Here is an 8,580-nt window from a genome sequence, read left to right on the forward strand (position 1 = left end):
AAATCCCCATCTGGTGATAGTTAAGCGGTCCCACCACAATCCGGGGGACAACTCGACGGCAAGTCTAGCAGAACTCGCCGGTGGTTTAGAGACATTTGCAGACGACTAAGTTTCAACCTCACCCGCAAATTTCTCTCTAAGCTTGTCGAGCGCACGCTTGTAACGCATTTTGGTTGCGCTCAAGCCCATGTGCATGATATCGGCGATTTCCTGGAACTCCAGCTCTGCGACAAATCGCAGCACCAGGATCTCCCGGTCGATCGGATTGACATGCACAAGCCATTTGTCCAGGCCACCCTTTTCCTCAGGTTTCGGTGCCTTGTCTTCTGACGCCTCTTCAATAGGGTCAAGACTCAGGGCATCCATCAGCCTGCGTTTACGACGCTCCTTGCGGTACTGGGTAATGCACTCGTTGTAGGTGATGCTGTAGAGCCAGGTCTTGAACTTGGATTTACCCTCGAAGTTCTTCAACCCGTACAACACCTTCAGCATCACTTCCTGACAGACATCGTCAGCATCCCGGTCGTTCCCCAAATAACGCGCACAGACGTTGAACAGGGTCCGCTGGTAGCGCCGCATGAGCTCCTCATAGGCGCGGGTAACGTGAAACAGCTCCTCATGCGAACGCGCCACCAACTCCTCGTCGGTGAGTTCGTGGGGGTCGTAGCGCATGGGCGGCGAATGAACTTTATTCAAAACGGATCTGGCCGACAGTCGGGTCAAGTCGCCACTCGGCCCCCCAGGGACCGGTTTTCGCGGCGGCATACATTAACAGCTTTTGCGCGGTTAGCGGCTATCGACTCGCTGCTCGAGCAGTTCCCGATTGGACAGCGACACCAGTTCGCCATCATCGGTGAGCAAGGTCGTCTTGACCGTGCCGATCTCCTCGATCTGCCCTTCGACCTCTCCAATCCGGACCTGCTGGCCGACCTGGTAGAGTTCGCGAACGTAGATTCCGGCGAGAATCTGGCCGGCGATTTCCCGACTTCCCAGCCCCATTGCCAATGCAATTGCCAGACCAACGGTTATCAGACCAATTACGATCACATGGTTCAACAGATCGGTCTTGACCTCGAGCTGGCTGATGGCCACCGAGATCGCGATGATGATTACCAGGCCCTGGGCGATACGCCCGACGCCGGCGGCATATTCCAGCCCGATCCCTTCGGCGGCGCCGCGGGTCAGGCCGTTGACCAGTTGCGCGAGCATCACCCCGGCCAGCAGCACCAGCGCCGCACCGAACACTTTCGGCAGGTACAGGGCGAGCATGTCGAGGGTGGCCGAAACCCGCTCAAGGCCGAGCGATTCCGCGGCCGAGACGAGGAAGATGAGCAGCACGAACCAGTACACGATCTTGCCGATCAGGGTCGAGATCGGCACCTGGATGCCGGCCCGGCTGAGCATCTTGGTCATGCCGGTGCCTGCCATCAGGCGGTCCAGGCCGAACTTGGCGAGCAGCTTGGAGAGCAGTGTGTCGAGCAGCTTGGCCACCACGAAACCGAGCAGCACCACGACCAGCGCGCCGAACAGGTTGGGGATGAAGTTCGCTACCTTGGTCCAAAGGGCGGTCATGGCCGTGACCAGGCTCTGGGTCCAGAGATCGAGTTCCATATTCAATCAGCCTTATCAGCTTTGCTGCCAGCGGCAGGGTTGCGGCGCACCGGCGCGACATGCGCCGAGCCATTATTGACGGCGATCATCAGCGCCTGGCCCCAGCGGCCAAGCATGCTGAACAGGTCGCCCGCACCAACCTGGCGGTTGGCGGTCTTCAGTACGCGACCCAGGCATGCAGCGTCGTCCCGGTCCTGGCCGGACGGCGACGCGTTGAGCAGGTCACGCAGGGATTGTTCAAACGGATCGTGCATAGGCACCTCGCGCAATGTCAGTCAAAGACGAGGGCGCCACGCGATGGGTCACACGCGTGAGCGGGGCAAGTGTTTCCAAATGCACGCGATCAGACCCAACGCAGCCGGCGGAACAGCCACCACTGGCCCACCGCGAGCCCCAGCACCAGCAGGCTGGCGAACAGGAAGCCATACGGGCTGCTGGAGCCAGGGATACCGCCGACGTTGATCCCCAGCAAGCCGGTGACAAAGCTCATGGGCAGGAAGATGCAGGTAATGATGCCGAAGCGGTACATGGTCCGGTTCATCCGCTCGCTGCGCCGTCGGTCCTCGCTCTCCAGCACCAGCGCCGCGCGCTCGCGGGCCAGTTCGAGCTCTTCGAGGTAGCGAATCAGGCTGTTGTTCAGCTCGTTCCAGTAGTCGGCGTCGGCCTCGGCGAACCAGCTCCACTTGTTGCGCGTGAGCTGCACGTAGATTTCGCGCTGGGGCGCGAGAAAACGCCGCAGCCCGGCGGCACGCCGACGGATCTGCTGCAGGCTGCCATGCTCCGGGGTATACCGTTCGTCGGATTCAACCTTTTCTTCTTCGAGATCGACCAGTTCGGACAGGTCGCTGACCAGTGCCTGGACCTTTTCGGTCAACAGCTCAGCCATCAGCAAGAGCAGCTCGGACGCCGATTTCGGCCCCCTGCCCTCGTCCAGCAGCTGGAGAATCTCGTCGCTGGCACGCAACGGCCGCAGGCGCAGCGAAATCACCCGCTGGGCCTCGGCGAAAATGCGCACCGAGACCATGTCTTCAGGTTCGGCGCCGGGGTTGAGGTTGACCCCGCGCAAGAACAGCAACATCTGCTCGTTGACCAAGGGCAACAAGCGTGGACGGGTGTTTTCTTCCAGGAGCAGGTCGCAACTGAACTCGCTCAGGCCACTTTCACGCAGCAACCAGCTGCGGGTCTGCGGGTGGCTGCGGTCCCAGTGCAGCCAGAGGCTTTGCTCCGGCTGCAGGTGCAGGTCATCCAGTTCGGTCCGAGCGATAGAACGCGCGCCACCTCTACCATCGAGCACCAGGGCATGGACCAGCCCCCACTGCGCGTTGTCTTCCTCGAACATTCAAGCTCCATCAGCGCGCGCGGCGCATCACTCCGGCATTTTCAGCGGGCTTGGCGAGACGATCACGCCATTGTTGTCGGCATACACGTACTCGCCTGGGCGGAAGGTCACGCCGGCGAACGTCACCACGACGTTGAGGTCGCCCAGGCCGCGCTTTTCGGTTTTCAGCGGGTGGCTGGCCAGCGCCTGGACGCCGACGTCGGTCTGCACCAGGACATCCACGTCACGCACGCAGCCGTAGATCACCAAGCCTTCCCAGCCGTTCTTGGCGGCCTTCTCGGCAATCATGTCACCGAGCAATGCACAGCGCAGCGAGCCGCCGCCATCGACCACCAGCACCTTGCCGGTGCCGTCGAGTTCAGCCTGGGCCTTGACCAGCGAGTTGTCTTCGAAGCACTTGATGGTGACGATCTGGCCTCCGAACGAGTCGCGGCCACCGAAGTTGCTGAACAGCGGTTCGAGTACCTGGACCAGCTCGGGATAGGCATCGCACAGGTCGGGCGTTACGTAATGCTGCATGGCAGAGCTCCTGTCAGACATAACGAAAGCAAGGGGTGCCTGCAAGGCTACACCGGGGAAGGTGGTGCAGTCATCCGGGACCGGTCGGTCAGCTTGCTTTTCGCCCGTTCGGGCCTCTTCGCGGGTAAACCCGCTCCCACAGGGTTCGGCGCACGTCCCTGTGGGAGCGGGTTCACCCGCGAAGAGGCCCGAGCAGGCGCTGTACAGTTCAGGCCACTGGGACAGGTGATTCGGAAGCCAACGTCGCCCCTCGCACCGGCGCCTCCGGATCACGCAACCAGCCCTCGACCAACGGCCAGACCTGCGCCTGCGCCGCCTTGCTCACCAGCATGTCGACATGCCCGAACGCCTCGAAGCCCTCCTCACGCCCCAGCCGCAGGAACTGCTTGCGCTCACCGCCCAGCTGATCGAACAGCTTGCGACAGGCCCACACCGGGTCCTGGAAGTCTGCCGCGCCCGCCACCGCCAGCACCGGCACATCGACCTCTGCCAGCCCCGCCCACCAATCGCCATCCTTGCCACCGAAACGCCCGAACAAGCCATGCCAGCGCATGCTCTCCAGGGCTAGGCCGATCGGCTCGTCTTCCGGCCCGCGCTTGAGCCGCGAGCCGGAGATCTGCGCGAAGCGCTTGAGCACGACCCGCGCGCCCCACTCCACCGTCGGCACCTTCAGCGGCCAGTACACCCGGCTGACCTGGGTGCCGAAGAACGCCGCGCTGGCGACCCACTCAGGCTCCAGGTAACCACCGCCCAAGGCTGCGGCCAGGGTCGTGCCGCCGAGCGAATGGCCAATCCAGTGCGGCGCCTGCCCGGCCTGTTCGTGGACGAACGCGGCAATCAGCGGCAGGTCGTAACGGGCGTAGTCGGCTACACGATTGTGCCGCCACTGGCGGTTGCGCGGTGACAGGCCATGGCCGCGCATCTCGGGGATCCACACATCGAACCCGGCCCGGGCGAGAAACGCACCGAGGCCGATGCCCTTGGGTGAAAACCAGAAACGCCGGTTGGAAAAACTGCCGTGCAAGAGAATCACCGGCACGCCGGGCGCACGGTTCAGGTCCGCCAGGCCCAGGCGGGTCAGGGCCAGCTCGACGCTGGGGTCAGGGCTGTTGCCGGCCTTGATCCGGTACACGTCTTCGCTGAGGTCGCCGCGGCGTTCGGCACTTTGCAAGGCCACGGGGAAAAGTGTGCTGCTGCTTTGCATAAAGGACTTGTATGAAAAAGGGCGGGAACCATCGCTGGAACACGCCCCGAAAAAAACGGGCGCAGGCACGCAACGCGTGCCTGCGCAGTGGCTGGATCAGGCCGGGCTTTGCCCTTCGGCCAGGAAGAACCAGGTCTCGAGTACCGAATCCGGGTTCAGCGACACGCTTTCGATGCCCTGCTCCATCAGCCACTTGGCCAGGTCCGGGTGGTCCGATGGGCCCTGGCCACAGATGCCGATGTACTTGCCGGCCTTGTTGCACGCCTGGATGGCGTTGGCCAGCAGCTTCTTCACCGCAGGATTTCGCTCGTCGAACAGGTGGGCGATGATCCCCGAGTCACGGTCCAGGCCCAGGGTCAGCTGGGTCAGGTCGTTGGAGCCGATCGAGAAGCCGTCGAAGTACTCGAGGAACTCTTCGGCGAGGATCGCGTTGGACGGCAGCTCGCACATCATGATCACGCGCAGGCCGTTGTCGCCACGCGCCAGGCCGTTTTCGGCCAGCAGGTCGACCACTTGGCTGGCTTCGCCGAGGGTGCGCACGAACGGCACCATGATCTCGACGTTGGTCAGGCCCATTTCGTTGCGCACACGCTTCAGCGCACGGCATTCGAGCTCGAAGCAGTCTCGGAACGACTCGCTGATGTACCGCGAGGCGCCGCGGAAGCCGAGCATCGGGTTCTCTTCTTCCGGCTCGTACAGCTTGCCGCCGATCAGGTTGGCGTACTCGTTGGACTTGAAGTCCGACAGGCGCACGATGACCTTTTTCGGGTAGAACGCGGCAGCCAGGGTGCTGATGCCTTCGACCAGTTTCTCGACATAGAAACCGACCGGGTCGGCGTAACCGGCAATGCGCTTGTCGACGCTGTCCTTGAGCTCCGGCGGCAGGCCGGCGTAGTTCAGCAGCGCCTTGGGGTGCACGCCGATCATGCGGTTGATGATGAACTCCAGGCGCGCCAGGCCGACACCGGCGTTGGGCAGCTGGGCGAAGTCGAAGGCGCGATCGGGGTTGCCGACGTTCATCATGATCTTGAACGGCAGCTCAGGCATGGCGTCGACCGAGTTCTGCTTGATGTCGAAGCCCAGCTCACCTTCGAAGATGAAGCCGGTGTCGCCTTCTGCGCAGGACACGGTAACGCCCTGGCCGTCCTTGAGCAGCTGGGTGGCGTTGCCACAACCGACCACGGCCGGGATACCCAGCTCACGGGCGATGATCGCCGCGTGGCAGGTACGCCCGCCACGGTTGGTGACGATGGCGCTGGCGCGCTTCATGACCGGCTCCCAGTCCGGGTCGGTCATGTCGGACACCAGCACGTCGCCTGGCTGGACCTTGTCCATCTCGGACACGTCCTTGATCACGCGGACCTTGCCGGCGCCGATGCGCTGGCCAATCGCACGGCCCTCGACCAGCACGGTGCCCTTCTCTTTGAGCAGGTAGCGTTCCATGACGTTGGCGCTGGCGCGGCTTTTCACGGTCTCAGGGCGTGCCTGGACGATGTACAGCTTGCCGTCGTCGCCGTCCTTGGCCCACTCGATGTCCATCGGGCGCTGGTAGTGCTGCTCGATGATCATGGCCTGCTTGGCCAGTTCGTTGACTTCGTCGTCGGACAGGCAGAAGCGCGCACGCTCGGCACGGTCGACTTCGACGGTCTTCACCGAACGACCGGCCTTGGCTTCATCGCCGTAGACCATCTTGATCGCCTTGCTGCCCAGGTTGCGGCGCAGGATCGCCGGGCGACCGGCCTGCAAGGTGTGTTTGTGGACGTAGAATTCGTCAGGGTTGACCGCACCCTGCACCACGGTTTCGCCCAGGCCGTAGGCGCCGGTGATGAACACCACGTCACGGAAGCCCGACTCGGTGTCGAGGGTGAACATGACGCCGGCGGTGCCGGTTTCGGAGCGGACCATGCGCTGCACGCCGGCCGACAAGGCGACCAGCTTGTGGTCGAAGCCCTGGTGCACGCGGTAGGCGATGGCGCGGTCGTTGAACAGCGAGGCGAACACTTCCTTGGCCGCGCGGATCACGTTGTCGACGCCACGGATGTTCAGGAAGGTCTCTTGCTGGCCGGCGAACGAGGCGTCCGGCAGGTCTTCGGCGGTGGCCGAGGAGCGCACGGCGACGGCCATGTTGTCGTTGCCCGCGGCCATTTCGGCGAACGCCGTTCGGATTTCCGAATCCAGGCGAGCGGGGAACTCGGCTTCCATGACCCACTGGCGGATCTGCGCGCCGGTCTTGGTCAGGGCATTGATGTCATCCACGTCCAGCGCATCGAGTGCGGCATGGATACGCTCGTTCAGGCCGCTCTGGTCGAGAAAGTCGCGGTACGCCTGCGCCGTAGTGGCAAAGCCGCCCGGCACAGAAACGCCGGCACCTGCGAGGTTACTGATCATCTCGCCGAGGGATGCGTTCTTGCCCCCCACATGCTCCACATCATGGACGCCGAGCTTATCGAGGGAAACTACGTACTCTACCAAGGTGATCTCTCCACTAACTGTGTTGGATAAGCTCAAGGGCGCCCGCCTGACGGTTCAGACTGGGCCGGGCGCTTGTGGCCTGGACCTGGAAAATAAGTGAGAATGCCGAAAGCCGCATTCGGCAAACCGAACCTATCATATCCAAGAAACGTCATCAGCTTAAGGCCTAGGGTGCAAATGAAACGAACCGCGTTTTTCATCTCCGACGGCACCGGCATCACTGCCGAGACCCTGGGTCAGAGCCTGCTCGCGCAATTCGATAACATTCCGTTCAATAAATTCACCCGTCCGTACATCGACAGCCCGGACAAAGCGCGGACCATGGTCCTGCAGATCAACGCGGCGGCCGAGCGCGACGGCGTGCGCCCGATCATCTTCGACACCATCGTCAACCAGGACATCCGCGAGATCCTGGCGACGTCGAATGGCTTCATGATCGACATCTTTTCGACGTTTTTATCCCCGCTGGAGCAGGAATTGACCGCCCATTCGTCGTATTCGGTGGGGAAATCCCATTCGATCGGCGGTAACTCCAACTATATGGAGCGGATCGAGGCGGTCAATTTTGCGCTGGACAACGACGATGGCGCGCGTACCCATTACTACGACAAGGCCGACCTGATCCTGGTGGGTGTGTCGCGTTGCGGCAAGACGCCGACGTGCCTGTACATGGCCATGCAGTTCGGCATCCGCGCGGCCAACTACCCGCTGACCGAGGACGACATGGAGCGGCTGCAGTTGCCGGCGGTGCTGAAGAAGCACCACAGCAAGCTGTTTGGCCTGACCATCGACCCGGACCGGCTGACCGCGATCCGCCACGAGCGCAAGCCCAACAGCCGCTACGCCAGTTTTGCCCAGTGCGAGTTCGAGGTGCGCGAGGTGGAGAATCTGTTTCGTCGGGAGAACATTGCCAACATCAACTCCACGCATTTTTCGGTGGAAGAGATTTCGGCGAAGATCCTGGTTGAGAAAGGTGTTGAGCGGCGGTTCAAGTAGCGTTTGGGCGGGTGAATGTGGGCTTATCCGGTTGGTGTGGGGGCGCTGATGGCCCCTTCCGCCCTTACGGCGGGTCACTTTTTTTCTTGGAAAAAAGTAACCAAAAACCGCTTGCTCCTACATCCGGCCCTTCGCTGCGCTACGGGTTCCCTCACTCCGGTCTTGCTCCCGCGAGGACCGGGCTGTACGGGCCTTCCTGGCCCGCAGCCCTTGCCGGCCTTCCTGGCCGTCACCTCGCTTCGCAAGACCTCCGTTCGGCCTCCTGAAGTCGCAGTAGATCAAGATCAACGGCCAGATCAAGTGCCAGGGCAACGGCTGGCGAATCGCTTCGCTCTCGCTGCTTTATAAGGGCGGTACAGCGCGTCAGCGCCAGAATTTGCATTGGCAGTCCCGGCCTATTCGCGGGGCAAGCCCGCTCCCACAGGATCTCCGCTGACAG

The 8,580-nt window shown here is 62.5% G+C and carries 8 protein-coding genes; 1 reads left to right on the top strand and 7 read right to left on the bottom strand.

Annotated features, from left to right (window positions below; all coding sequences use genetic code 11):
• Nucleotides 1–105: 105 nt before the first annotated feature.
• From sigX to ppsA, 7 genes are all read right to left on the bottom strand, one after another.
• Nucleotides 106–672 (bottom strand): RNA polymerase sigma factor SigX, encoded by a 567-nt coding sequence (sigX, locus tag CCOS865_RS05365; protein WP_101321319.1) that lies wholly within the window; start codon nt 670–672, stop codon nt 106–108.
• A gap of 114 nt (nt 673–786) precedes the next feature.
• On the bottom strand, nt 787–1,611 hold the full coding sequence (locus CCOS865_RS05370) for a mechanosensitive ion channel family protein (RefSeq protein ID WP_119138602.1): 825 nt from the start codon (nt 1,609–1,611) through the stop codon (nt 787–789).
• A 2-nt stretch (nt 1,612–1,613) separates the two neighbouring features.
• A complete protein-coding gene (locus tag CCOS865_RS05375; RefSeq protein ID WP_119138603.1) occupies nt 1,614–1,865 on the bottom strand; it encodes a CrfX protein in 252 nt (83 codons plus the stop codon).
• A gap of 89 nt (nt 1,866–1,954) precedes the next feature.
• The gene (locus tag CCOS865_RS05380) at nt 1,955–2,950 is read right to left on the bottom strand and encodes a zinc transporter ZntB (RefSeq protein ID WP_119138605.1); all 996 of its coding nucleotides are present in this window, start codon (nt 2,948–2,950) and stop codon (nt 1,955–1,957) included.
• Nucleotides 2,951–2,977: 27 nt separating this feature from the next.
• Nucleotides 2,978–3,469 carry a ribonuclease E activity regulator RraA gene (rraA, locus tag CCOS865_RS05385; RefSeq protein WP_119138607.1) on the bottom strand — a complete coding sequence of 164 codons (492 nt, stop codon included), beginning with the start codon at nt 3,467–3,469 and terminating at the stop codon, nt 2,978–2,980.
• Nucleotides 3,470–3,677: 208 nt separating this feature from the next.
• A complete protein-coding gene (locus CCOS865_RS05390) occupies nt 3,678–4,673 on the bottom strand; it encodes an alpha/beta fold hydrolase (RefSeq protein ID WP_119138608.1) in 996 nt (331 codons plus the stop codon).
• A 96-nt stretch (nt 4,674–4,769) separates the two neighbouring features.
• Nucleotides 4,770–7,145 (bottom strand): phosphoenolpyruvate synthase, encoded by a 2,376-nt coding sequence (gene ppsA, locus CCOS865_RS05395; RefSeq protein WP_119138610.1) that lies wholly within the window; start codon nt 7,143–7,145, stop codon nt 4,770–4,772.
• A 177-nt stretch (nt 7,146–7,322) separates the two neighbouring features.
• On the opposite strand from ppsA, the gene ppsR reads away from it, so the two are divergent.
• The gene (ppsR, locus tag CCOS865_RS05400) at nt 7,323–8,141 is read left to right on the top strand and encodes a posphoenolpyruvate synthetase regulatory kinase/phosphorylase PpsR (protein WP_119138611.1); all 819 of its coding nucleotides are present in this window, start codon (nt 7,323–7,325) and stop codon (nt 8,139–8,141) included.
• Nucleotides 8,142–8,580: the final 439 nt, after the last annotated feature.

The organism is Pseudomonas reidholzensis (genome assembly GCF_900536025.1).
GTDB lineage: Bacteria > Pseudomonadota > Gammaproteobacteria > Pseudomonadales > Pseudomonadaceae > Aquipseudomonas > Aquipseudomonas reidholzensis.